Raw genomic sequence first — 21,787 nt, 5'->3', positions numbered from 1 at the left:
AGTGGCATATGACGCGTCACCTACACGCCTCATGGTTCGTAGATAACTTCACTTTGCCCGAGCTGCGGCGGTACCTAACCGATTTCGAGCTCGAGGCGTGGACCTCCAATGAGGAGGGTGCTAGCGATGTTGGCTTTTGGGAGGAGCTAGCTGATATCGCGCGGCTTGCGATCAAGACCCGCAAACACCGCGACGGCTATCTTGCACCCCGCCGCGCGGGCGGGCCGCGGCGACTCGATCCAGAGGAGGTCAAGGAGCGAGTTGATCTCGTTGATCTGATCGGTCGGGATGTGACTCTCAAGCGCGCCGGCAATGCCTACCGTGGTCTCTGTCCGTTTCACCGCGAGCGCACGCCGAGCTTCTTTGTGTTTCCCGACCACAACCGCTTCAAATGCTTCGGTTGCGATAAGGGAGGAGATGCGTTCGTGTGGGTTATGGAGTCCATGGGACTCACGTTCTCCGGGGCGCTTGAGTATCTAGCGCGGGAGGCCGGCTTGCCCGGCGCCGTCTTACACCCGGCGCACCCGCCGCGGCGCATCTTGCCCGTATGACCCAGCAACGCTCATACCGTGTCCAGCGGGACGGGGATGACTTCTTGTACCTGTGGGACGACTACGGCATTGGCGTAGGCGTGACCCAATTGTATGAGAGTCACCACGACCTGTATGGTCAGATAGTTGTTATGAGCACGTTGCCCGACCAACCGGGCCGCCTCCATAAGAGTCGTCTTAATCTTGATAGCGCTCGTAGTCGCAAGACGTTAGTCACTGAGCTGCGGACGCGTGTCAAGGAAGCTACGATTCCGTGGGATGATATCTTTGAGGTGGCGTGTGTTTACACTGAAGAGCAGTACCGGGCCGGCCCGCCCGTGATAAATCTTGCACAGGAGGGGGTAGTGTCCCAAGATTATCTTGTCGAGCCGCTGCTGCCTGAGGACACCATCACGATCTTGTTTGGTGATGGTGGCGTGGGCAAGAGCTACGTCTCAATGATGTTAGCGCTGGCGGTGCAAACAGGCAGTCGGCTACCGGCCGGACTAAAGGTGAAGCGCAAGACCAACGTGTTATATCTGGACTGGGAGAGCTACAAAGAGGATCAGGTCGAGCGTTTCGGATCGTTGCTTCTCGGAATGAACATCGATTGGCCGGAAGCGTTTTGGTATCGCAGCCAGTCGCAAACGATACGCAACGACGCATCGTATCTGCGGGCTGAGGTGTCCCGCCGCGACATCGGCCTTGTCGTGATAGATAGTCTGGGTCCAGCATCCGGCGGCAATCTGCGTGAGGAGGAGACTGCTATCGCGGCAATGAACGCCCTGCGCTCTCTCGGTACAACGTGCCTGGTGCTCGCGCACGTGGCAAAGCATGATCCTTTGCCCGGCGCCAACGGCAGCAGCCGACCGACGCCTTTAGGTAGCGTTATGTTCCAGAACTTAGCCCGTTCAACGTGGGAGCTGCGCAAGAGCGATAGCGCGGAGGCGAGCACGCTGCAGTTAGGCTTGTATCACCGGAAGTCAAATCGGGGGCGGATTGAACCCCGGCCAATTGGGTTAACTTTTGGCTTTGAGGGGGGTATCGGAACCGGTCAAACGCTCATGGTAACGCCACGTAACCTTGATGTAGGGGATGTGGCAGAGCTTGCCGCTCGAGGGTCAATATCATTCCGCCTCCAGTCAGCACTTCGAGAAGGAGCCAGAACCACCACAGAACTCGCGGATGAGCTTGGGTGTAAAGAGGATACGGTGTATCGTGTTTTACGACGGCGCACCGATCTCTTTACGCTGATCGAAGGCGGCCAAGGCCGCGGCAAATCTAGTATGTGGGGACTACTCGCAGTCGAGAGAAAGGAGGCTGGATAGGCCATAAAACCGGACATTTGCGGCTAGCAAGCGCACCAGTAAGGGGGTAGTAGTAACTATGACGACGGCCGGCCGGGCTTGCCATAATATTAATCGGATATTCGGATCGCCTGTATATAAATATAATATCCGATTTTATCAGGTAAGTAAGTGTGCGTGATCTGTTTCACGCACACACACTTACTTACCTGGAAAACCGGATATCCGATTAAGAAAGTCGGACATGTCCGACTTTAGGTGTCCGGCTAAAGACATGTCAAAACCGGGCTATCAGGGCTCAGACTGGAGGTGTAAAGCACATAACTGCACGGGTTTACGGGCTGTAATATCTCATTAGTGAGGAGGTAAAGGTGACTAGTAACAAACCAACACCGGAGAGCGAGGAGCGACGGGCAGAGTTGCTCGCCACGTGGATTCGGCTAGCCCACACTGCCGGCATGCGTCCTACTACGGATTTCGTGAAGGGATTAGTGTCCGGCTTGGGCTTCCCGGAGTACGAGGAGCGGTGCATAGCGGATACCCTCCCCACGCATACCCGGCTACGTGCGTCAGCAACAAGTGCGACCTACTGGTCCCAGCTCATCATACGGGTTTACCGTGCCATTGACGTGCCCATTGTAGACGCTGATGATGGCCCAAAAGAGGGTTCCGTGCCCAGTTATCCGGTTCCCGGCTACTTGGTCAGCCTAGGCTGGGACGGCGCGCGCATCACAAAAGGGTTCTTGTTCGAGGGCAAGGATGAGTACGACAATCGGGAGTACTATCGTTTCGTAACCGAGGCCGGCGTGGGGCAAGGCTCTTGGGTTAAGGGCGATGGCCTCCCGGAGAACTTCCATCGGAGTTTCGCGGACGCCGGCAACGCCGCAATCGAGATGCAGAAGTCGTTTATCCGCCAAGCGCAAGACCAGCTCGGTAAGCTGGTGTCCTACGTTACAGAAGGGTACTAAGTTATGTATGTAGGGCTTGTGCTGCCGGCGGACTTGTCTTGTCCGCTGTGTCGGCAAAGTAGTGGCGTGGTGCACCTGATCCCACCGGTCGACGGGGAGTGGAAATACTACTGCAAGGGCTGCGGTTACCTAATCGTACCGGTGGAGTTGCAATCCAAAGAGCCGCTGCCGGAAGGGGCAGTCGGCCGTGTTACCGCCGTGCGGTACCATCTGCTGATAACCGAGCCGCATACGTATCAACAAAATCAGGAGGGCGCGGATGCGCAAGCAGTTTGACGGCAAGCTGGTTAAGTTTACCCCGAATCCAAAAGACATTGAGGAGGTGACCCTCACGTTCAAGTGCAAGGTGTGCAAGGCTGACTATCTCGATATGGCGCGGCTGTACTTAGAGCCGGCTAACATCATCGTGGATAGCCTCCAAGGCACGTTTTCGGTGCAAGAGTCCAAGACCGGCGCACAGCAACTCAAGCTCGATGAGGCGGCGGGGCAAGAGTACTCCAAGTGCGAGGGCTGCGGGGGTGTGGCCGATACGCCGGGCGGGCTGTGTAATCTGTGCGCAGAGGAGCACGCGACTAAGGGGTGTCCATTGTGCCTTGATGCACCACCTGATCCGGTATTGTGCAAAGGGTGCCTCGACCTCTTGGATGCGATCAGGAATGGCACGTCGGACCTTGCGCCGGCGATGCACGAGCTGATTGGCAAGGCGCGCGAAGGTCAATCGCTGCTCGCTGAGGAAATCGTAGAGCTTACCGCGCTAGTCGCCAATGTGGCGGGGATATCGGGGGATGAGGAGGATGGGCAAAGTGACCCCTTCTCAGACCTTGCGCCGGGAGATCTCGTGCCTGGGGACTACGCACAATGTCAGGCTTGCGAGCAGGTATTTGCAAGCCTTAACCCGCTCTCTGAGACCTTGTGCCCGGCGTGCCGGGAACAACTCGAGGAGCGCTCTAACAAGCAACGTCGTGGCCGCAAGGAGCGTGCTGAGGCCGAGGTAGCCTAATGGGCAGGAGGGATAGCGATATCGTAGGCTACACGTTCCTAAGTCAGAGCGAGGAGAGTTTTCAAGACCGATACGTTATCCCTCTCGCCAAGATGTTCGGCTGGTGCTATTACCACACGCATAACTCCCGGCACAGCGCGGAAGGTTTTCCGGATCTCGTTCTTGTCCGCCCGCCACGCATAATCTTTGCCGAGTTGAAGGCTAAGGGCAAGAAACCCACACGGGCGCAAGAGGCGTGGCTTGAGCTTCTCGGTAGCGTGCCTGGCGTTGAGGTCTATGACTGGACGCCGGATGACGCTGACCGGATTGTAACGATACTGGAGAGGTGACCTAAACATGGCACCACGACGGGGGCCGGGTATCGTGTTACCACCGCGCAAGTCGCCGGTGGCCGCGCCGATACTCGCAAACAAGCAAGTACCCTTCTGGCTCTACTCGTTGCGCGCGGCCAAGAGTGATTCCGACTCGCTCAAGAGGATTCTTGCAGCGTGGCATAAGAAACATCATCCTGATTGCCGCGCGTTGCAGAGCGGCCGGCCAATGTGCAAGGCACTCGAGCTTATACTTCAAGGCGTCAAGTTGGCCAAGGTGCACAAGGAACTCGCGGCGCAACTGGTGTTATCGCTCGATGCTGAGCACCTTGTGCGGCAAGATGATGAGTGGGAGGGCTAACGTATGGCTTTGTGGGGGGAGGAGCCCGATTTTACGCGGGCAAGCGGTGAGTGCATATGCCCGCATTGCCAGAAGCCATATTACAAGCATCCGTTCGATTGGGACGTACTAGGCTACGACGGACTGCCGTTCCTAAGGATGCTTTGCGACGGAACGAGGGTTAAACTATGAGCAGCGACTATGGCACGAGGTTAACCGATAGACTGTTTCTGAAGATTGATCAGTTGCAGAAAGACCTCAATCAAGCGCAAGAGGCAATCACGGCGCTGCGTGAGCAATCGACAGAGCTGCAACTAGAGAACATGCGGTTGGGCGACGCGGCGGTCAAAGAGCAAGGCAAAGTGGGTAATCTACTCGAGTACAACGCGCTGCTTCAACGCAAGCTAATGATTGCTGAGAACGCCATTGCCGACAAGAAGGCCCTCGAGCAAGAACACGCGCTGGCCCTTAAACTCATCGCCGTGCAAGACAAGATCGAGGCTTTGCTGCGTAATCCGGCCTATCATCCGGATACTTTCGATGCAATGGTGCTCGAGCGTTCGGATATCATGCGCGCGTGGCGGGCCGCGGTGGTTGACAAGGCGACCAAAGGTGCTAGCATATCAGATAGCACCGTGCAACAACAAGGAGGGTAGCATGGCGCAGCAGGATATATCCGCCAGCCTTCAGATTCAGGACACCGTGTACCGGCTGCTGCAAGACCGACCGGAGTGGCGGCGGTATCTTGAGGAAATGGTGGCGGTTGAGGAGAAGCATGAGGGGGAGCCGAACTATTTCGGCTGGGAGTGGCAAGACGTCCACACGTCGATCTCGGTGATTAACTCCCTAATCACCATGGGCATTGTCGATCTCACGAGCAAGAGCCGCGCCTACACGCACTACAAGCTCCGCTCGCGTGCCGATACACAAGAGGCGTTGGCGGCAGATGCGGTCATGACACAACAATCTGATGAGCCTATCGACGTGCACAGCCTATTTAAGCTCGTGTACGGTCACGATAAGGCCAAAGCCCTCTTGTCCATGGCTGTGAATGCCACGAGCCCGGTGCATTGCTTGCTAGTTGGCCCGCCGGGCACGGCAAAGACGCTGCTGCTCTCCGATATCGGGCGTCTGCCCGGTGCGCACTTCTATGTGGGCAGCACGACCACTAAGGCTGGTCTCGTGAGCCTCTTGTTGCAAGTGCGGCCGCGCTTCCTCGTGATCGATGAGATCGACAAGATGGACGACAAGGACATGACGCCGCTACTCAACCTTATGGAAACCGGCCTTGTCACGCGTCTTGTGCAAGGCTCTCACGAGCGTATGTCCATGGACACGCGCGTCTTTGCCGGCGCCAACGATACCCGACGCATATCACGGGCAATTTTAAGCCGCTTTGCGGTGCGCGAGGTACCGGCCTACACGCCGGCAGAGTTTGTCCGGGTGGCGCAATCGGTGCTCGTCGCCAACGAGGGGCAAGGGCCGGAAATGGCAAAGCTAATCGCTCGCGAGGTTGTCAAGGTCTCGACCGATATCCGGGATGCGGTGAGAGTGGCGCGCATGGCGCGCAATCACCCACAACGGGTATTTGAGGTACTTGGGTGTCTATGGCCGGACCGCACCGGCGGCAATCCTGTTGTAACCCTTCCCAGCGCGGCACCCTCACTCAAGCGTCGCGCGCACGTGTACCAGCCACCCAAGCCGGAGCGTTAATTCGCAATAGGAGGTAATTATGGCCGGCCCGCTCGGATTCGGTGTTTACAGTTACGACCAGGCGTTTGTGGACATCGTAGTGCGCTCAGGCACTACGATGTGTCTCTTGTTCGAGTCAGCACTCGGGCTAGCCGGCAGCATTAAGCAGCGGGCACCGTGGATGACGATTGTCGGCCGGAAGTATTGGCATGAGACGGTGCAAGATGCGATTATGGCGGCCGACGACGGCCCGCAGCGCATGTATAACGAGGCAATCTCTCTTTGCGATAACCATCCGGCCATCGATGTGTGGCAAGGCCTCAACGAGGCCAGTCGCGCGGCCGATACATACTGGCTGAGCCGTCAGGTCGCGGTAGAACTTGGCTTTGCCGATGCGTTGGCTACCAAAGGCAAAGGCATGGTGATTATTAACCATGCCACCGGCAACTTTCCTACCAACGACCCCAACGACGGGCAATATGCCTTTTGGGATGAGTACATTCGGATCGTGCGGCCGTTGATGACCCACCGCGCGGCGCGCTATCTTGGCTTGCACTTGTACAGCGGCTGCGGGCCTTGCTTAATGCAGCAAGACTCGTTCTGGAATGCCCTCCGCCACGAGTCTTACTTGCAAGGCATCGAGGCCCGCGGCCTTACCCCGTTGCCCGTGTTTGTCTCTGAGTGGAGTCACGCGATAGGGTGGAAGGGGTACTTCACCACGGATCAGGTCAAGGCCGATTTCCGTTGGTGGGGAGAGCAGGTACGGGGCAAGATCGCCGGCAGTGCCGTGTTTTGCCTTGGCGATAGCGGCGGATGGGATCATTTCAACATTCAGGGCACTTCGATTGTTGACGACATGATCGCCTTCAATGGCGGGGGCACCGGCGATCCGCCGCCGCCTACCCATGATCGTGCATGGGCGTTTCAGCAGTTCCGGAACTTTGCATGCAGCCAAGGCAGCTCTCTTTGCAACGCCACAGAGCAGGAGATCGAGTCCTATCTTTGCGATACGCCGAACGGCTGCGGGTTGTTTACAGCCGGTAGCCCGGATGCTGAAGTGCGGCAGCTAATTTGCGGCACGCTCACTTGTCCGCGGGGAACGCCGCCGCCGGCTCATGACAGAGCGTGGGCATTCCAGCAGTTCCGGAACTTTGCGTGTAGTCAAGGCAGCTCTTTCTGTAATGCAACGGAGCAGGAGATAGAAGCCTATCTTTGCGATAGTGGCGACGGCTGTGGGTTATTCGTCGCCGGCTCGAGCGGCGAGGAAGTGCGGCAGCTAATTTGCGGCACGCTCACTTGTCCGCGTACGCCGCCAGAGCCTACGTTGCGCCTAAGTGCCAGCACCAGCACGGTGCGCCGCAATCAAACGATTACATTCCAGCTCGTACCTGAGAATGTAGGCACGATAACCGGCATAACGTGGTATCTAGGGGATGGGCGGGTACTTACGCGCGGACCAGAGCTTAGCATTGCGACCTCATATCCGGACGCCGGCACGTTTGGAGCGAGCGCGCGTGTCACCAATGCTGCCGGCACGCAATACACCTCCGGAACACTCAGTATAACCGTGCGGCCCATGCCCACGGTCTCGATTAGCGCCGACGTGCCGCAACCGGTGGTAGGTCAGCCGGTGCGCTTCGCGATCACCGCCCATGATTTCGAGCCGGAGTACGGAGTGGTGGCATATGGCGATTGGGATTTCGGGGACGGCAATTCGATTCGTGTAACCGGCGGCGTGGCATTGGCGAGTTATAAAACCCACGGCGCCTACTCGGTGAAAGCGCGTGTCACGACCAGTCAAGGCAATCTCCAGATCGACTCGAATGTCATTGCCATAAACGTGCCGGCGCCTATGGTTAGTCTCTCCGGGGCGCCAAGCCGTGTTGTGCTCGGCGGCAGCGTGCAACTAAGCGGCACGGTGTCTAACTTTGGCAGCGTGATCGTGGTGGAGTGGCTGGTGGATGATGAGTTTGTGGGCACAAGTACCAGTCTTGTACACAGCCTTGTTATGTCCGTGCCCGGCCCGCACACTATCAGCGCCCGGATCACCAACGAGTACGGGGCGCAGCTACTTACCAACCCGGTCGTGATTACCGTTGATGTGGGTGTGAGCCCCGCGATAACGCTCGCCGCAACGCCGCGCCCGGCCGGCTCTGCGACGTCGTTTGTGGCCGCATGGGGCAACATGGGACAGGTGACGATAGTCTCTATCGAGTTTGGAGATGGTAGGCGCTACAGCGGCCCACCGGCGCCGAGCGGTGATCGCGTGCTCGTGTCGCATATCTATGCTGAGGCGGGCACTTACACGGCGTTTGCCATGGCTGAGAACAGCGTGGGAGAGGCGATAAGGTCACAGGATGTCATGGTTGTCGTGCCGGCGCGCGCCGAAGTTAAGGGTTTGCTTACTGTGAGCCATAACCGGGTGAACGCCGGAGATGCGGTGAACGTTAGGGTAACACTTGATAACGTAACCGCGCTGCAAGGCATCCTCTACGATCTTGGCGGGGGGCAGCACGTGTTTACCAACAAGCAAGATATCACGTTCAGGTACAATGTGCCGGGGGAGTACACCGTGGGCAGCCGCATCTTCCCGACAACCCAACCGAGTTTTGACACCAACCAGCAGACCGTGCAAGTGTCGCAGCAAGGCGAAACTCAGGATAGACCCACGTGGCTCGTGCTGGGTGGACTAGGGGCACTTGTTACTGCGCTCTTTGTGGCAACCCGCTAGGGCAAACATGAAGCATTGCCGGCCGGGGACCCTCCTCCCCAGCCGGCATCTCTTGAGGCAGGGAGGCGACTATGCTAACCGGTCAATGCGTAGGACGGGGCATCGCACACACGCAATCCGGCGTAAGCGTCATGTACGATATGCTAGCTCCCGACAAGAACACGTCGAATCTTGCCTTGTTAGGCCGCGAAACAAAGCGTTGGAAAGACACCTCGGACATGTTCTTGCAGCTCTCAATCAAGCATAGACTCGCGCCGGATGTTGCCGTGCGTGCGTACTTCGCTGAGGAGACGATTAGCACAGTGGCGGAGAACATACGCCTTGGGGTGTGCTGCAATATCGTGGCGATTGCCCTGAATACCGAGGTGCTAGGCGTTTTGGTGCATAGCGATCTTGGCAACAATCAAGCCGCGATCACGCTTCTTGCCATAGACCCGCTGCACATGGCCGGCTCTCCCGGCAACGGGCAACTCCGCGGCGTGGGCACCGGTCTTGTGGCGGCGGCTAGCCGGCAATTGCTCGCGCGCGGTGTTACCGGGGTACTGATACACCCATTTGACAAAGCCGCAGCCTCGTTCTGGAAGGGTCGCGGGTTTATCCCGTGCAACGATGATACCCGGCTTTGTATCACCGGCCGGCCCGCGGTGGAGCGGCTAATTGACGGCTGCACGGTGCGCCCGGAGGGCGGTTGTGACACGGTGATCTGTGGTACGCCGGCCTTTACAATCGGCGCCCGGCGACCCACGCACGCCTTTAATGTAAGGGCTTCTGCAATAGAGCGCCGCGTCTGTTCGGTGTGTGGTAAAGAGGCCGATCATAGCGCATTTGAGTGTGATCTAGAGCGAGATATTAAGATAGGTCGCGCCTCGGGTTATCCGGAGTGTTGCATTCAATACTATATCGAGAGTAAGCGCAATCCCGATTTGCCGCGTTGGTACAGCACAAAATTGCGCTATTTGCCTTGCCCTAGTTGTGCCGCAAGAGTAGGCAATGCTCGGAAGTGGTACACGCATCGTGAAGCGTGCAAGGTTCTCAATCAACCGGTTATGATCACCAGCTAGTTTCCACGAGGGCAAATTAGGCGGTTCCCCGCCAGCAAGCCTGAGAACCGCCATTGCATTTGCTGTGCCCCACGTGCTATGCCCCACGCGGGCACGGGGAGGGTTAACCGAGCGGCTTAAGTGCCCATAGTTTATAATGCGATGACTGGCGTTGTCAACTTGATGGGGCATGTAGTTTTGCAGGGGGTGTACTTGATGTGTGATAACGCAGGACGAAGCTTAGATGTATATTTAGCCGCCATCTATGGCCGATGCCCGGAGTGCGGAAAGGGACGATATCCGGTTGTGCGCGGGGATGGACTGGTTACTGAACGCCTTGGCTGCGAATGCTGCCCTCCAGAGAAAGACGAGAGGCGGGTATCGTAATGATTATGGTCGACCGGCCGCGCTTCTACACGAATAGCGTGCTCGGTAGGCAATGGTGGTGTCACATGTGGACGGATGGGCCGGCGGAGGAGCTACATGCCTTTGCCCGGCGTATCGGTTTGCGCCGGGAATGGTATCAGGAGCATCACGTTTTATCGCACTACGACCTAACTGTTTGCATGAGAGAGCGGGCGCTCAAAGAGGGTGCTGTACTAACTGACCTCAGAAAGTACCTTGCCGCGTGCCGACTGCCCCTAGAACCATCGTAGCCCTGATATCAGCTCAGGGCTACGGTTTATCTTCTCTCATCTCACTCGCCGCGCCGTGCGGTTTAACCCGCGCCGGTCATCTTCGCGAGATAGTTGCGCGCCCATTTGTCTGGATCACCAGGGCGATACTGGGCGGCCTGGATACCCGCCTGGTAGCTGGACACGATGTGGGCGGCGGGCGGGGCACCGATGAAGCGCTGGATACCGGACGAGTAGTTACTCGCCATCCGGCCCTTGGCTGCGTTGTAGGCAGCCGCGCCGTTTGCGGTGCGCCGGGCGTACTTGGCCTTTGCGCTCTCGAGAGTTGGCATGATTATCACCTCCTTTCCCTCTTAGGATAATATCATAACTTTTTTTGTGTGACTCCGCTTATTGGGCCGTGCCGAGAAACTCCTGTTGCCTGACAATCCACGCCTCGGCATCTTGTAACTCGTGAGCCAGTATATCATGATATGCTTGATCTCGTATAGCCTCACTTATCGGTGCCACCCGGTGCATTGCCGTGCCGCGCGCCCGGTCAATTGCCATCTTGACCAAAGCCGGCGGGTAGCCCTTGACCTCGAGTTCAAGCTCGTAGCGCATGATCAGGCCAACCGCGTTCTCAAGGCTCATTAGCAACCACATCCTTGAGCCTTGTCCATCGCCTGCTTTCTCTCGAGCGCCTCGAGCACGTGATCGCGCTGCAAGGCGTGGTCGAACTCATGTAGTAGCACGGTGAATGCGTTGTTCACGAGATCGCCGCCGAGACTACGGATGCCGCGCTCGAATAGCCACACAAGGCCGTGTTGGCTGTACGGATAGCCGGGCCACTCGCGCGCCCAAAGACCAAAGAACAATCCGTTGGGATTGCCGCCGGCCTTCTTTTGCTCCGGCGTGGCATCAAGCTGCGCAAACACCGGAATCGCATCGGCCATGTAGACCACGGCGCGGTCGTTGTGCGCCTTGGCACGATCAAGGGCGGCCCTGACCGCGGCAATGAACGCGGCGCTTGGCATGTTGCTCATAGCTCAACCCCCTTGTCTTTCAGCTCTTTTCCGAGGCAGGAGAAGAAGGATTGCAGATACTCGCGGGTATTGGTGCCTTGGGCGGCAATCCGGCACGTGGTGGCCGCAGAGCGCATAGCCTGTAGCCTAGACTGCTGCCCCGGCGTGGGTACCCGTACTTCAATGCCGTTTTGGCAATAGAGCGCCTGTTGTTCCTCATCGAGCGGGCCGACAATGCCGCGGCTAAAGACCAAGCTCTTACCGGCGCCCAGCTCGTACCTGATGCAAGGTGTCGTCCGGGCAAGGCCGGCATCGACAACGATACCGGGGTCGTCCGCTCCCGTCACCCATTCCGCCACGCTCGGCAAGATATCATCCTCGGTGTGGACCGCATGTGGCCGCACGTCAAGAGATGGCGTGGTGTCAAGGTGCGTGGTAGGGAGGTTGCCGCCCATGATGGCGATCTTGTCGTCAATAGCCGAAATGCGTTCTTCAAGCGTGGCAAGGCGCTGGCCGGCGGGCGCGCCCGGTGTCGCCGGCCGCACGTCGGGTGTCCTTTGCCAATCGCACGTCTCGCAGTAGGTCGTGTCGGGCGGCGCCGGTTGCACGTTGACCACGGTGATCTCAGGATCGTTCTTGATCGCCTCCGCATGCGGAGAGCAGAACGTAAACGTCTCGGTATCCCCGGTGCTGTCCATTAGGGTAATGGAGAAGTACTGGTCGGTCATAGTGCGTGCACCCTCGTTATTGACTTTTGCAGAGAAGCCCATGGCGGTACCCGCGATGGCGTTGGTGAGTTTTGGTAGAGACTCAGCAAAGATAACTAAGACCTCGTGCTCGATGGTATTACCGGTGGCGTCTTTCAATGGCATGCGCTTGCCGCCGGGGTAGCGGATGCCGTCATAACCTGCCTTACGGAGCCATTCGTTAACAATCTTCCTCGAGCCGGTTAACTTTGCCAGTGCGTTGTAAACATCATCGTTGGTGGCTGACTTGCCAGCAAATTGTTGTAAATCTTCCCACAGCGCCGAGTACTTTGGCGCCATTCTGTCTGCGATATTAGGGTCTACAGCATCATCGACGTCAAACAGCCGCAGGTTCTCCGGCACGTTGATAATGCGGACGTTAGGACCAGTTTTAGCAAGGGCAATCTCCTCGTCAATGCTTTTCAGAGCGGCCTGCCAGTGTGACAGGAACTCATCTGCGTTAGGTGTAAACCTTCTGTTTACAGGATCGGAATACCATTCAATATGCTCTATGGCACGCGCTCTGTTTCTTTGTAACTCATCCAATGGCGGCATGAGTGTTTGTCTTTGTTGTGCATAACTATCTGCCACCCTCGAATCACTTGTCACGTAGTATCCAGGGCCATACAGCCCGTTAGGGTCAAACCGCGCCGCATCAGGCTTGTCGAACGCGGTGCCCGTGCCGTGATAGAAGCGGCGCAGCGCCCGCACATATTGTTCGCTCATTGCTCTAGTCTCCTTGGGAGAGTCCGGTACGACAACGACCTCGCCTTTATTGAAATCATAAACCTTACCGCCGACGCGTACAGAAGGATTGCCGGCTGCATCGAGACGAGTTACAATACCCTCTTTGCCAACCTGCGCTAAGGCGCCTGCCCTAAAATCGCGCACGTAGTCCGGTGGGCCGGTTACACGCTCGATCCTAACCCTTGCGCCCTTCTGTAAAACACCAACCTCGAGGGCTACGTGGCCTGTGCCAAATCGAGCGGCGTACTGAGGAAATAATACCGCTTGCCGGAGGTCTTCTTGTCCGGCACCAAAACCCCACTGACCACGCTTGATGATTATACCGTCGTGGCCGGCGGCGCGAATAGCTTCGATATCTAGAGCACGCAGCGTGGCACCATTTGCTTCTTGCAGCACATAGGGATAACTGAAGTTAACATGCGCCGGCTCAGGCGTTCCAAAGTGCCCCGCCGTCCGGGGTGTGGGTGCAATGTAAATACCGTCGCCCAAAAGATACTCGCGACCGAACCTAACTTGTTGCTCCGCGGTCAAGCCACCATACACGCCGCTACCGCGATAGCCATTGAGGGTGATCGGTTTACCCGTTTCGGCAAAACTCCAGTCTAGTGCGCCGGCCATGGCCTTACTCCGCGGGCTCGCCGGTGTTCACGCGCTCCGCAAGATCAAGGGCCAACGAGCTAGCGTTCCACGCAAGATCAGCCGCCGCCTCGAAGTCAATACGCTCATGGCCCGCGATTAGGTGCTCTTTAAGAGCGCCGAGTATCTGCCGGAGTACTCTGTGGTCAGGATTAGGCAGCAGGTGGTCAATGGTTTGCGTGGCCTCAGCAACGAGTAGGCGCGACAAAGGGGCGTACAATGGCCGGTAGTCAGGTTTCTCGGTGGCGCGTTTCAAGTACCGGAAGGCCGCGGCTAGCTGCTTTGCCACGGTGCAATACGGGCAGCCCTTGTTGTCGCGGTCGGTGATAGTAGGCTCGACGCGGATGGCACTTATGCCGGGGCGGGTAACTTTGGAGCGGACCAGCTCGGTTGCTGTATCCCGCACTACCTCCCGGAGCGCCTCACCAACATACGGCAGCACCTCACGCAGGATACCTTGCATATTCATCACCTTTTGCGGCTTTTCACCACGTTAGCACGCACAAGCCCTTGTGTCAAGCCGTCTACGTGGTATAATCGCTCACATGGGAACTATATAATAGCGCCTGATTCTACAATCAGGCGACAAGAGGTTGAACGAGGTGGCGATTCTCGAGAAGCCTCTACCAGGTAGCATCTGGAAATGCCCTTGTGGCTACGAGGGCAACTGGGGTGCGGTGTGCGGCCACCGCAAAGGTTGGAAGTCCCGACCGCAATGCAAAGGGAAAATTTGGAAGGTAAGGGACAGCGCCGACGACGAGCCGCAACTTACACCGCCGACAAAGCCACGTTGGACCACTGACCAGCCTCCGCCGGATCTGGACACCGCCGGCACGCCGCTTGACCTTGAGCCGGAGCCGGAGCAGCCGGATACCCGGCGGCCTAGTCTGCTAGATGAGTGGTATCCTAATCTTAACGATTTTAACGATGAGCCTGAAGATCCGGAGGCGTTGGCGCAGCGGCTTAATCGCCAGCAAAGCGAGTTACCGGCCGACGTGCCGGTGGGCGGGGATGAGGAGTGGAGTGTCGAGCCGCCGGCCGGCCCACCTAAAGTATCCAGCGCCAAGGAGTTCGTCGCCCTCCCCGTGACATTGCGCGTGTGGTATGACTGGTACCGCCAGCACGGCTGGCATCAAGGAGATGGCTCGATAGGGGCGTGGATAACCGACATGCTCCTTGACCATATTACGAACTGCAGTGGACTTGCAATCGTGATCGTAAATCGAGAGGAGGTGGGACTGCTTGAGCCAGCAACAGCCGGGGCTTAGTAGTGCAGACTTCCGTGAGCAGTTTCAACGCCGGGCAGCCGCGGGTACGCTCAAGCGCAACGGCACGTCGGCCGTTGCCGATCCGCTTGAGGAGGCGCTCAAGATCAAGAAGCAACTCCTAGGCGACAAGATCATCGCGCATTCGGTGGCTGATGCTGAGGCGGAGGCCTTGAAAACCCAAAACGAGTTACTCAAGGCTCAGATCGAGCAAGAGCAGCTCAAGGAAGTGCGCGAGCAACAGCGCACGGGGCGTGCGGGGACGAACGACGAGTGGGTGCAATACATCCTAAAGCAACTTGAGGGCACCCAAGCGCAGCTATCCGAAACGCAGCGCGCGCTCAGCGCTCAGCAACTGGATATGCTAAACGAGCGCATTGCCTTGCTCCAGCAGGAGCTGGGGCGACAGACGGCTGAGCGCAACCAGCCGCCGCAATCTACCATGAGCCTTGTCAAGACAAGCGTTGAGGAGGCTAAGGCGCTAATTGAAATGTTCTCCCCGCCGTCTAGGGAGCCGGTTGCTCCGGCGCCGCAAGGGGATGACGGGGCTGTCATGGCGTGGGTGCGCCGGGCGGAACTCGAGCACCAGCGCTACATGGCGGAGCGCGAGGATCGGCACGCGGAGCGTATCCGGGAACTTGAGCTTGCGCATGAGACGCAAGTGCGCGATATCGCGGCCAAAGAGCAGCATTACCAGCGCGTTGATCGCTTCTTGTCGGAGACGGCGCCTAAAGTGGTCGATATCCTAGGCCGGTTCGTGGAGCACATGACGCGCGGTGGCGCCGGTGCGCCCGCCGCCGCCTATGCGGCTACAGAGCCGGCGCCCGCTGTGCGGGCGGCAAGTGCGCCAAACGGCGCTCTTACCATGTCGTGTGTGCAATGCGGCACGATGATCATGTACCGGGAGGGCTGGCCCGGCGTAATCTGCAACGGTTGCGGGGCGGAGTACGGTAGCAACGCGCCGGCTGATGAGCAAGGGGGTGCGATATGATGTTGCTAAGGCGTCCCGGCGCCGCGAACGCCGAGCTGCTATTGCAACTCATAACCGAGGTCACGGCAGATGCTACTGATCAGGAGCTGGCCGCGCACGTGCAAGCCGGCACGTGGCCGGAGGGTTTTATCGAGCGCGCCTTGCGCTATATCGACGACAATCCCTCGCTCATCGGTGTTTCTGATCGTGAGTTCTATGCCGCCTTGCAAGTGGTGCGCCCTGACCTTGGAGAAGTGCTGGCTACGCCGGCCGGCCAGAAGTGGGTCGAGCGGGTAGGTACGCGCTTAGCGCTCGGTCTACCCATGCGGTGGCTCGGCCTAGGGAGGTGACACGGTGACAGACATCATCTCGCAAGCCACGTTGCCGGATGGCCCGCCCGGCGCGACGCTAGCGTCTGCCTACGCCTATCCGGCCTATTTCTCCACGCGCCCGGATGATGATCTATCGACCTTGCGGCTGGATTTTAGGCGCGCCGAGCGCATCGACACGCGCGCCTTGCGGCAGCTAATCGACGGATTGGCTATCGAGTTTGGGAACAACGGGGAGTTGCCCATCGCATACTACCTCTGGGAGCGCCCTATCGTCAACGTGTCGGTGCCTAGCCAGATTTGCGTGGGCGGCTATTGCGCGGACGTGCCGGGACAGATTTGCGTGCCGTTCACCGATTGGTGCATCCCGTTGGCCGGCAGTACGCTGGTTAGCGCCTACGAGTACCGGCTCTGGATGGCGGGGCGCATTACCGGTCCCGGCCCGGTCGTGCCTATGGTCGCCGGCTTGTCCGCGAGCGTGCGGGCGCTCGCGCCGGCCGCCGTGCTAATCATCGTTATGGGCATCATTGCCGGTCTGATCTCTGTGTTCAGCATCTTGTCGGCGGCAACGGGCAACCTGAAGGCGCGGGAGGTGCTGGACTTCGGGAGAGATGTGATACGCGCGCCGGGGGAGAATATCGCGGCTCCGGTGCGCGAGGCCATGTGGCCGCTGGCCGCGTTGGGTTTAATCCTCGTGGGCGGCTCTTTGCTATTTCCAATTGCGCAGGCGCGTGCCAACGTGGATGTGCCGGTGGGTGGCGGCCGTGTATCGGTGGGCGGTGAGCTTGGCGGCTCGCGGCCCGTGCGCGTTGTCGGAAGGGGGTGAGCGGGCAGCACTTGGGTAGGTGACCATGGGCGGGCGATATTAACTAGGGAGGTTTACCATGCATCTCGTTCGAACCGGCTCCGCGGCCGCTGTGGGCGTGGCAAGCGGTATGCTCGAGACCTCGAGCATGGCGCCCATTGTCCTCGGTGGCTTTGCGATCACGCCCGCGGCGCTTGTTGAGGGTTTGGCCCTCATCGGTGGTGGTGCGCTCCAGTACTTCTCTCCGTTCACGATGCCCAACATCGTAGACGGGGTGGTAGACGGCGGCGCCGCCCTTCTTGGTCGTCGGGTGGGCACCATGGTCGGTACCCGGTTCCTCTCCGGCTCTGCGTACGCGCGGGGCGGCGGGTCCTTTGCACCGTACCAGGTGAATGGCGCCGGTGCCGCGCGTGGCTACGTAGGTAGCGTGGCCGGTGCACCAAAGCGCACTCTGGTCTAAGAGGGGTGCTTGGCACCCCTCCCTTCACATCCGTTCCCGCTCGGATGGGAATTGAAACATTAGGGAGGTTCTAACGTGGCGCCAACCAAGAGCTATCTTATCCCGATTGGCGACCTCAGCCTCGATGCGCGGGTCTCCATTCGCCAGAACGCTGAGGAGGTGCTGGTTAACGCCGCACGCGACCTCGCGATCCGCAGCAACGACCGCGACCTCATCATCCGCGACACGCTGCCCAACACCGACTTGGGTCTCGCCGCACAGGAAGACTGGCTCATCGCCGGCGCGGGCGTCGTGGCAACCGAGCTGCAATACATCTCGGCCGTCTTGGCAGTCGACCGCTGCATCGTGTTCTACGGCCTTGGCGTCGAGACTGCGGCCGCGAGCATCTCGCGGCTGCGCATGACGTTGGGCGCCGGGAGTGCCCTTATCCGTGGCGTGTACCAGCTCGAGCAGCTCTACAGCCGCCTCGAGCCCGCCGGCTACTTCTCAGAGGCCGTGTTGTTCACGCGCCAAGAGACCTGCCGGATCATGGTCATGCCGCGCTTGGCATTCGCTGCCAACACCGAGCGCTTGCATCTGCTAGCGCGCACAATCGAACCCATTGGAGCCATCGTCTCCGCGCCCTCCGCATAAGGGGGCGCCGCTATGATGCTGCTCCTTCGACGCGTGTTTAACCTGCTTGTCCGTAGCGAGAATATACGCTACGGCACATTGCCCACGAGCGCAGACGCGGCGGCGGCGGCGGCCGTCACGCTAACCTCAGCCGCGGTGGCGTGGACGTGGGGAAACTGGGCGCAGATTGCCGCAACGGTGGGCACCGCGGAGGTACAGATCACCGGCGGGAGTCTGGAGAACTTCGTGGGCGCCGCAAGCCAAGCCGAGATCGAGATTGGTATTGGCGCGGGAGCCGCGGAGGTTGCTATTGCGCGCGTGCAGACCACCAATGCCCAGTTCGTGTTCGATAGCCCGATAAGAGTGCCGGCCGGTACCCGTGTGGCCGCCCGGTATCGCACGTCCACGGGCGCCGCCGATACCGTGGATGTCAAGCTCAACACGAAGACCGGTTTCTAGTATTAACCGCCCACGAAATGGCGGAACGGAGGTTAAATCGTGGGTCTTGCACAAGAAGTGCGTAGTCTCTACAACCAGCAGGTGCGCGGCACAGGCCTGCGCATGACGGAATATCCGGCCAATGCCGCCGGCACCGCGCTCAAGGCCAGCGGCCTCACGACCGGTGCGTACAAGTACGCGGCGGCCAACGCCAACGTGAAGGCCATCGTTGCCAAGGCCACGATCACTGAGAACTTCAAGATCGTGGGCTTGGTGTGCGATACCCCAAGCGCCGCCTCGATCTTCATCGTGAAGATCGGTAACGGCGCGGCCGCGGCGGGCGCTCTGTCTGCCCAACTCATCGAGGTGCGTTTCGAGATCGCGACGGACGCCGGCGGCTATCCCGGCCTGCAATTCCCGTTTGTGGGCACGGTGGTTCCGGACGCGGCAACCGATGGCATCCTCGGGGATGCCGCAAGTAGCAATGCCGCCGCCGACGATACGATCAACGCCTCGGTGTCGGTGCTCACGGGGCTGGGCACGTAATGAGACAGCCGGCGATTGAGCTTCGGCCTAGCCCGGAGCAAATGCGCCTGCTGACTTACTGGTCACGCCTCGAGCGAGTGCACCGGGGTTATGCGCAGGCGGCAACCGAGATCGAGACGGCAATAGGCGGGCCGATATGCGTAGCCAAATGCGGCCTATGTTGCCATCATAACTCGGTTGTCGCCTACGGCATCGAGGCCGAGCTGGCGGCCTCGTGGCTCTTGGGGCAGCCGCGGCTGATAAACCCGGTACTGGACCGCTGCCACGACTGGCTCACGCGCCGCGACAACCGGTACACGTACGGCAGCAAGATCACTCCCGAGCTTTGGAGTGACCTGCGTGGCGAGTTCGAGCAGGCATTGCAAGAGCCGTGTGTTCTACTCGATCAAGAGACAAAGCAATGCCTAGTCCATTGGGGTAGGCCGCTGGTGTGTCGCGCGTATGGGGTAACGCGCGTGCCGGCACCGCATTGTCCGCGTCCGCTCGGCCCGGCAGAAGATATCGGCTCGCGCACCTATTGGGACGGGCGGGATCGCAGTCTTAATCTCTATCGCGACGTGGACAAGCTGCTTAAAAGCATAATCGAGCGGCGCTACGACCGGCAGGGATTCTTCGTGACCATGCTCTACGAGCGCTTCCGCGCCAAGGAGCTGGCTGGGCTCCTTGACGACGGCAAAGTGCCCTTGGTCAAGGCGGCGGTAGGCTGGGGCACCGGCTATCTGCTGCTCTGGCAGGAGCAACTCGAGCGACAATGGCGGGCAGAGGCAGCCGATAACTCTATTGCTGAGCAAGTGCCGCTCGAGGACCGCGACGGACTACCGGTTATGGTAATGCGGGTTGGAAGGAGGAGAAAGTGATCCTAAGGCGAGTAAACTGGCGAAACCGACCTTGTGTGCGGGTAGAGCCGGCGCCCGGCGACGAGGCGCTGCTCATCGACAAAGAACCCACGCCCATGGACTGGCTTGGTCGGCAACTGGCAGTCGTGACTACCCTTAAAATGCGCGTGAATGCCGCCAACGTCTTCGGTGACTACCTTATGATCGTTCCTGAGCAAACCGGTTTCTTGCCACTCAAGGACGCCAAACTTGAGGCCGCGTTGGAGGAGTTCCTTGGGGCACTTGTCAAAACGCTTGCCGTTATCGGCTTTGATGCCGTGATAGCGGGGTAGTGACAATGAACTGCGGAGCGTGTCCGAGCGTGCCGGTGGTCAGCGAGGCGCTTGCGGTGTATATCGCAAAGCACATTGAGATGGACATCGCCCTTCGTCGGGAGGTACTCGATGCGTCGCTGGAGTGGCTCACAACGCGCCATGCAGGACTATCATCGTACCAGGCGATCACCGGTCGTGGCTATACCGATGAGGAACGGGATCAGATCGGCCCTGAAACAGCCGTGGTCGCGGGTCTTGAGTGCCCGCTTAAATCGGTCGCGGGTTGCCGCCTTGCCATCGTCGGAATGACCTATGACGCACGGCGGGATGCGGGGTACAAGCAATACGGCTGGTTGCCTACGTTGCTCGCCCGGCAACTTGCGAGCACGGAGTACAAAGACCTTGCCCGCAACGGCCTTATTGCTGATGCGAAGATTGCACTACTAACCCGGCGTGACAATTTCCCCACGCGGGAGGATGCGGTGGGCTAATCCCCCAAGCGCCCATAGTTACGCCGACCAAAGAAAAGAGAGAGGAGGCGTAGATGTACGCACGACCCTACCGCGCCGGGCCAATCGAGCCCGTGGTAGAAGTAGGACACAACGTCCTGCTGATCTTCCAGATGAAATTCTACCTGTACCAGGTCGCCTTCATCGAGCCCGTTCCCCCAAGCCATCCCTTGATCGCCAATATCGGCGCGATCAACGCCGGCATCACGAGCGCTATCTTCAATACTCAGAACGTGCTCGATATGCCGGACGGCAGCTTCGGCCAGTTCAGGGCGCGTGTGCTGGACGACATCGTGGTCACGTACCTGCAGCCGCAGGCAAGCACGCGCAATAGCACCCGCAACAACAACGCCCGCCTCACCGCGTTCAATCGGCTCTATGACCCCAACGACGCCTTGAGCGAGTTCTACGTGTTCGAGGACGAGCGGATGTTCTTGCAGGCCGTGAACCCCACCGACTACAACCTAGCGCAAGCCCGCGTGGTCTTCTACGGCTTCAAGTATATCCTGAGCGGGCAGGACGGGGTCAACATGTCCGGCGGCAGCATTAAGCCGCTCCAGCAATTCGACTCGATTGAGGCCGCGAAGCGCAGCAATATTAACTTTACCGCAGTGCCGGTCGGAGGTTGGGGGCGATGATCACCGCGCAAAGCTACCGCAAGGGCATCCGCAAAGTATCCCCAATTGCAAGCTGCGTCGCCGCCAACACTCCGGTCACGCTCTACCAGCTCACCAACGGGCGCACGTGCGTTATCCGCAAAATCATAGCCAAGAACGAGAACCCGGCGGATACGCAAATCCAGATCGGCACCGGCTTGGGGGCGGGCTACGTACAGGCAATGCCCGGCATTAACCTCGTGGCCGACCAAGACCTGCAGATCACTGAGGAGTTCATCCCGGAGGTTGAGTTTACGGCCGATATCACCGTGCAGGCCACCGTCGCCGCGGCGGCGCCGAGCGAGGTGGATATCATGGTCGAGGTCGAGGAATATCAGGGCACGGCGGGCTAAGGAGTAG

Annotated in this window: 30 protein-coding genes; 25 read left to right on the top strand and 5 right to left on the bottom strand. The window is 59.2% G+C overall.

The genetic code is table 11. The features are described 5' to 3' along the window. Positions 1–8: 8 nt before the first annotated feature. The 12 genes from C4542_09710 to C4542_09655 all read left to right on the top strand — a co-directional run bounded on the left by C4542_09710 (position 9) and on the right by C4542_09655 (position 10,575). Positions 9–551, top strand: coding sequence for a hypothetical protein (locus C4542_09710; protein ID RJO60358.1), 543 nt, complete (start codon positions 9–11; stop codon positions 549–551). Continuing rightward, positions 548–1,858: a hypothetical protein gene (locus tag C4542_09705; GenBank protein RJO60357.1), complete on the top strand. Its 1,311-nt coding sequence runs from the start codon at positions 548–550 to the stop codon at positions 1,856–1,858. Before C4542_09710 ends, C4542_09705 begins: the two co-directional genes overlap by 4 nt. Before the next feature lie 350 nt (positions 1,859–2,208). Further along, positions 2,209–2,805 carry a hypothetical protein gene (locus C4542_09700; GenBank protein ID RJO60356.1) on the top strand — a complete coding sequence of 199 codons (597 nt, stop codon included), beginning with the start codon at positions 2,209–2,211 and terminating at the stop codon, positions 2,803–2,805. Positions 2,806–2,808: 3 nt separating this feature from the next. Then, positions 2,809–3,081, top strand: coding sequence for a hypothetical protein (locus C4542_09695; protein ID RJO60355.1), 273 nt, complete (start codon positions 2,809–2,811; stop codon positions 3,079–3,081). Then, positions 3,065–3,805 carry a hypothetical protein gene (locus C4542_09690; GenBank protein ID RJO60354.1) on the top strand — a complete coding sequence of 247 codons (741 nt, stop codon included), beginning with the start codon at positions 3,065–3,067 and terminating at the stop codon, positions 3,803–3,805. The genes C4542_09695 and C4542_09690 overlap by 17 nt, the downstream gene beginning before the upstream one ends. Further along, positions 3,805–4,134: a VRR-NUC domain-containing protein gene (locus C4542_09685; protein RJO60353.1), complete on the top strand. Its 330-nt coding sequence runs from the start codon at positions 3,805–3,807 to the stop codon at positions 4,132–4,134. The genes C4542_09690 and C4542_09685 overlap by 1 nt, the downstream gene beginning before the upstream one ends. Before the next feature lie 7 nt (positions 4,135–4,141). Further along, positions 4,142–4,477: a hypothetical protein gene (locus C4542_09680; GenBank protein ID RJO60352.1), complete on the top strand. Its 336-nt coding sequence runs from the start codon at positions 4,142–4,144 to the stop codon at positions 4,475–4,477. A 167-nt stretch (positions 4,478–4,644) separates the two neighbouring features. After that, positions 4,645–5,112: a hypothetical protein gene (locus tag C4542_09675; GenBank protein ID RJO60351.1), complete on the top strand. Its 468-nt coding sequence runs from the start codon at positions 4,645–4,647 to the stop codon at positions 5,110–5,112. Then, positions 4,997–6,169, top strand: coding sequence for an ATP-binding protein (locus C4542_09670; GenBank protein RJO60350.1), 1,173 nt, complete (start codon positions 4,997–4,999; stop codon positions 6,167–6,169). Before C4542_09675 ends, C4542_09670 begins: the two co-directional genes overlap by 116 nt. 19 nt (positions 6,170–6,188) lie before the next feature. Then, a complete protein-coding gene (locus tag C4542_09665) occupies positions 6,189–8,879 on the top strand; it encodes a PKD domain-containing protein (GenBank protein ID RJO60349.1) in 2,691 nt (896 codons plus the stop codon). Positions 8,880–8,950: 71 nt separating this feature from the next. Beyond that, entirely contained in the window at positions 8,951–9,940 is a 990-nt protein-coding gene (locus C4542_09660; GenBank protein ID RJO60348.1) for a hypothetical protein, read from the top strand. A gap of 326 nt (positions 9,941–10,266) precedes the next feature. Beyond that, the gene (locus tag C4542_09655) at positions 10,267–10,575 is read left to right on the top strand and encodes a DUF4031 domain-containing protein (protein ID RJO60347.1); all 309 of its coding nucleotides are present in this window, start codon (positions 10,267–10,269) and stop codon (positions 10,573–10,575) included. Positions 10,576–10,637: 62 nt separating this feature from the next. On the opposite strand, the gene C4542_09650 is transcribed toward C4542_09655, so the two are convergent. Genes C4542_09650 through C4542_09630 form a run of 5 tightly spaced genes read right to left on the bottom strand, consistent with a single transcriptional unit; the run spans position 10,638 to position 14,150 of the window. Continuing rightward, the gene (locus C4542_09650; protein ID RJO60346.1) at positions 10,638–10,886 is read right to left on the bottom strand and encodes a hypothetical protein; all 249 of its coding nucleotides are present in this window, start codon (positions 10,884–10,886) and stop codon (positions 10,638–10,640) included. 58 nt (positions 10,887–10,944) lie between these two features. After that, complete coding sequence (locus C4542_09645) at positions 10,945–11,187, bottom strand: hypothetical protein (GenBank protein ID RJO60345.1); 243 nt, start codon at positions 11,185–11,187, stop codon at positions 10,945–10,947. Beyond that, complete coding sequence (locus C4542_09640; GenBank protein ID RJO60344.1) at positions 11,187–11,579, bottom strand: hypothetical protein; 393 nt, start codon at positions 11,577–11,579, stop codon at positions 11,187–11,189. Before C4542_09640 ends, C4542_09645 begins: the two co-directional genes overlap by 1 nt. Beyond that, positions 11,576–13,669: a hypothetical protein gene (locus C4542_09635; protein RJO60343.1), complete on the bottom strand. Its 2,094-nt coding sequence runs from the start codon at positions 13,667–13,669 to the stop codon at positions 11,576–11,578. Before C4542_09635 ends, C4542_09640 begins: the two co-directional genes overlap by 4 nt. A gap of 4 nt (positions 13,670–13,673) precedes the next feature. After that, positions 13,674–14,150 (bottom strand): hypothetical protein, encoded by a 477-nt coding sequence (locus C4542_09630; protein RJO60342.1) that lies wholly within the window; start codon positions 14,148–14,150, stop codon positions 13,674–13,676. A 130-nt stretch (positions 14,151–14,280) separates the two neighbouring features. Between C4542_09630 and C4542_09625 the strand changes: the two genes are divergently transcribed. The 13 genes from C4542_09625 to C4542_09565 all read left to right on the top strand — a co-directional run bounded on the left by C4542_09625 (position 14,281) and on the right by C4542_09565 (position 21,780). After that, positions 14,281–14,955: a hypothetical protein gene (locus C4542_09625; GenBank protein ID RJO60341.1), complete on the top strand. Its 675-nt coding sequence runs from the start codon at positions 14,281–14,283 to the stop codon at positions 14,953–14,955. Continuing rightward, positions 14,930–15,943, top strand: a complete 1,014-nt coding sequence (locus tag C4542_09620; protein RJO60340.1) for a hypothetical protein — start codon at positions 14,930–14,932, stop codon at positions 15,941–15,943. The genes C4542_09625 and C4542_09620 overlap by 26 nt, the downstream gene beginning before the upstream one ends. Then, positions 15,940–16,272: a hypothetical protein gene (locus C4542_09615; protein ID RJO60339.1), complete on the top strand. Its 333-nt coding sequence runs from the start codon at positions 15,940–15,942 to the stop codon at positions 16,270–16,272. The genes C4542_09620 and C4542_09615 overlap by 4 nt, the downstream gene beginning before the upstream one ends. 4 nt (positions 16,273–16,276) lie before the next feature. Beyond that, positions 16,277–17,077, top strand: a complete 801-nt coding sequence (locus C4542_09610) for a hypothetical protein (protein ID RJO60338.1) — start codon at positions 16,277–16,279, stop codon at positions 17,075–17,077. A 58-nt stretch (positions 17,078–17,135) separates the two neighbouring features. Then, positions 17,136–17,516, top strand: a complete 381-nt coding sequence (locus tag C4542_09605; protein ID RJO60337.1) for a hypothetical protein — start codon at positions 17,136–17,138, stop codon at positions 17,514–17,516. Positions 17,517–17,591: 75 nt separating this feature from the next. Further along, on the top strand, positions 17,592–18,149 hold the full coding sequence (locus C4542_09600; protein ID RJO60336.1) for a hypothetical protein: 558 nt from the start codon (positions 17,592–17,594) through the stop codon (positions 18,147–18,149). A gap of 12 nt (positions 18,150–18,161) precedes the next feature. Next, positions 18,162–18,587 carry a hypothetical protein gene (locus C4542_09595; protein RJO60335.1) on the top strand — a complete coding sequence of 142 codons (426 nt, stop codon included), beginning with the start codon at positions 18,162–18,164 and terminating at the stop codon, positions 18,585–18,587. Positions 18,588–18,626: 39 nt separating this feature from the next. Next, positions 18,627–19,112, top strand: coding sequence for a hypothetical protein (locus C4542_09590; GenBank protein RJO60334.1), 486 nt, complete (start codon positions 18,627–18,629; stop codon positions 19,110–19,112). Beyond that, a complete protein-coding gene (locus C4542_09585; GenBank protein RJO60333.1) occupies positions 19,112–19,969 on the top strand; it encodes a YkgJ family cysteine cluster protein in 858 nt (285 codons plus the stop codon). Before C4542_09590 ends, C4542_09585 begins: the two co-directional genes overlap by 1 nt. Next, positions 19,966–20,280, top strand: a complete 315-nt coding sequence (locus C4542_09580) for a hypothetical protein (GenBank protein RJO60332.1) — start codon at positions 19,966–19,968, stop codon at positions 20,278–20,280. Before C4542_09585 ends, C4542_09580 begins: the two co-directional genes overlap by 4 nt. 5 nt (positions 20,281–20,285) lie before the next feature. After that, positions 20,286–20,753 carry a hypothetical protein gene (locus tag C4542_09575; GenBank protein RJO60331.1) on the top strand — a complete coding sequence of 156 codons (468 nt, stop codon included), beginning with the start codon at positions 20,286–20,288 and terminating at the stop codon, positions 20,751–20,753. 53 nt (positions 20,754–20,806) lie between these two features. Then, positions 20,807–21,409 (top strand): hypothetical protein, encoded by a 603-nt coding sequence (locus tag C4542_09570; GenBank protein ID RJO60330.1) that lies wholly within the window; start codon positions 20,807–20,809, stop codon positions 21,407–21,409. Then, positions 21,406–21,780 carry a hypothetical protein gene (locus C4542_09565; protein RJO60329.1) on the top strand — a complete coding sequence of 125 codons (375 nt, stop codon included), beginning with the start codon at positions 21,406–21,408 and terminating at the stop codon, positions 21,778–21,780. Before C4542_09570 ends, C4542_09565 begins: the two co-directional genes overlap by 4 nt. Positions 21,781–21,787: the final 7 nt, after the last annotated feature.

The organism is Dehalococcoidia bacterium (assembly GCA_003597995.1).
GTDB lineage: Bacteria > Chloroflexota > Dehalococcoidia > Dehalococcoidales > UBA1222 > SURF-27.
This window is presented reverse-complemented; position numbering and strand designations above follow the sequence as displayed.

Bases quoted from the DNA above. Each gene is read 5' to 3' on its own strand.
- C4542_09670 (RJO60350.1), top strand. From the start codon at position 4,997: ATGCAATGGTGCTCGAGCGTTCGGATATCATGCGCGCGTGGCGGGCCG.
- C4542_09630 (RJO60342.1), bottom strand. From the start codon at position 14,150: ATGCAAGGTATCCTGCGTGAGGTGCTGCCGTATGTTGGTGAGGCGCTC.
- C4542_09695 (RJO60355.1), top strand. From the start codon at position 2,809: ATGTATGTAGGGCTTGTGCTGCCGGCGGACTTGTCTTGTCCGCTGTGT.
- C4542_09640 (RJO60344.1), bottom strand. From the start codon at position 11,579: ATGAGCAACATGCCAAGCGCCGCGTTCATTGCCGCGGTCAGGGCCGCC.
- C4542_09615 (RJO60339.1), top strand. From the start codon at position 15,940: ATGATGTTGCTAAGGCGTCCCGGCGCCGCGAACGCCGAGCTGCTATTG.
- C4542_09660 (RJO60348.1), top strand. From the start codon at position 8,951: ATGCTAACCGGTCAATGCGTAGGACGGGGCATCGCACACACGCAATCC.
- C4542_09605 (RJO60337.1), top strand. From the start codon at position 17,136: ATGCATCTCGTTCGAACCGGCTCCGCGGCCGCTGTGGGCGTGGCAAGC.
- C4542_09680 (RJO60352.1), top strand. From the start codon at position 4,142: ATGGCACCACGACGGGGGCCGGGTATCGTGTTACCACCGCGCAAGTCG.
- C4542_09595 (RJO60335.1), top strand. From the start codon at position 18,162: ATGATGCTGCTCCTTCGACGCGTGTTTAACCTGCTTGTCCGTAGCGAG.
- C4542_09655 (RJO60347.1), top strand. From the start codon at position 10,267: ATGCTGCCCTCCAGAGAAAGACGAGAGGCGGGTATCGTAATGATTATG.
- C4542_09705 (RJO60357.1), top strand. From the start codon at position 548: ATGACCCAGCAACGCTCATACCGTGTCCAGCGGGACGGGGATGACTTC.
- C4542_09585 (RJO60333.1), top strand. From the start codon at position 19,112: ATGAGACAGCCGGCGATTGAGCTTCGGCCTAGCCCGGAGCAAATGCGC.
- C4542_09645 (RJO60345.1), bottom strand. From the start codon at position 11,187: ATGAGCCTTGAGAACGCGGTTGGCCTGATCATGCGCTACGAGCTTGAA.
- C4542_09675 (RJO60351.1), top strand. From the start codon at position 4,645: ATGAGCAGCGACTATGGCACGAGGTTAACCGATAGACTGTTTCTGAAG.
- C4542_09565 (RJO60329.1), top strand. From the start codon at position 21,406: ATGATCACCGCGCAAAGCTACCGCAAGGGCATCCGCAAAGTATCCCCA.
- C4542_09650 (RJO60346.1), bottom strand. From the start codon at position 10,886: ATGCCAACTCTCGAGAGCGCAAAGGCCAAGTACGCCCGGCGCACCGCA.
- C4542_09665 (RJO60349.1), top strand. From the start codon at position 6,189: ATGGCCGGCCCGCTCGGATTCGGTGTTTACAGTTACGACCAGGCGTTT.
- C4542_09690 (RJO60354.1), top strand. From the start codon at position 3,065: ATGCGCAAGCAGTTTGACGGCAAGCTGGTTAAGTTTACCCCGAATCCA.
- C4542_09635 (RJO60343.1), bottom strand. From the start codon at position 13,669: ATGGCCGGCGCACTAGACTGGAGTTTTGCCGAAACGGGTAAACCGATC.
- C4542_09570 (RJO60330.1), top strand. From the start codon at position 20,807: ATGTACGCACGACCCTACCGCGCCGGGCCAATCGAGCCCGTGGTAGAA.
- C4542_09685 (RJO60353.1), top strand. From the start codon at position 3,805: ATGGGCAGGAGGGATAGCGATATCGTAGGCTACACGTTCCTAAGTCAG.
- C4542_09575 (RJO60331.1), top strand. From the start codon at position 20,286: ATGAACTGCGGAGCGTGTCCGAGCGTGCCGGTGGTCAGCGAGGCGCTT.
- C4542_09710 (RJO60358.1), top strand. From the start codon at position 9: ATGACGCGTCACCTACACGCCTCATGGTTCGTAGATAACTTCACTTTG.